General features: G+C 35.4%; 1 protein-coding gene. It reads left to right on the top strand.

Annotation, left to right across the window (positions count from 1 at the left end):
- The coding region (locus JOC49_RS13125; protein WP_204665487.1) for an IS110 family RNA-guided transposase at positions 1-1,039 on the top strand (1,039 nt) is incomplete at both ends.

The following is a 1,039-nucleotide window of genomic DNA, read 5'->3' on the forward strand; positions in this document are numbered from 1 at the left end:
ATGGATTCAATACTTTATTAGAAGCCATCCCTAATGTATCTAAAGATAAAATTAAAGTGGGACTTGAAGCTACTGGTCACTACAGCCTTAACCTTATGAGATTCATCATCGATAACCAGTTCCCGCTGATTGTTCTTAATCCGCTTCAGACAAACCTTTTCAGAAAAGCTCATACGCTTAGAAAAAGTAAAACAGACAAGATTGATGCCAAACTCATTGCGCTTATGCTGCAGTCAGGTAACTTTAAACCCCACTCAGATGTATCATACCATCTTCGTGAGCTTAAGTCACTTACTAGACATAAATCCCGGATTAAAGACAATCTTGCTAAATACAAAATTTCTCTTCATAGAATTCTTGATATCATGTTTCCTGAGCTTGCTTCGGTCGTTTATTCATTAAATCAAAAATCTACTTATGAACTACTTAAAGCATTTCCTTCTAAACAGGCCATTACTTCTGCACATCTTACTAAACTTACAAACCTTCTAATCAAGCACTCTAAAGGAAAATATCGCAAGGAAAAAGCAATACTTATAAAAGAAACTGCTGCTAAATCAATAGGAACCGACAGCCGAGCTATCTCATTTGAACTTTCTCAAACTTTATCTTTCATAGAAGTTTATTCTAATGAAATCAATAAGATTGATAATGAGATTAAAAGCATTATGGATGAAATTCAAAGTCCTATTCTTACTATTCCTGGTATTTCTTACGGTCTTGCTTCTGTAATCCTTGCTGAGATTGGTGATATAAATCGTTTTGATTCTCCATCCAAGCTTTTAGCTTTTGCCGGTCTAGAACCTTCTACATACGAATCAGGACGGTTTGTCGCCACAGGCATGAAGATGGTTAAACGTGGCTCTTCTTATCTCAGGTGGGCTATTCTTGAAGCTGCTAGATTAGTTGCTATGAGAGATCCAACTTTTAAAGAATACTATCAAAAGAAAAAATCCGAAGGTAAACATCATTATGTTGCTAACTCTCATGTTGCTAAAAAATTAATCAGAGTCATTCACCACTTACTGACCAATAACTT

The organism is Fusibacter tunisiensis (assembly GCF_016908355.1).
Taxonomy (GTDB): Bacteria; Bacillota; Clostridia; order Peptostreptococcales; family Acidaminobacteraceae; genus Fusibacter_D; species Fusibacter_D tunisiensis.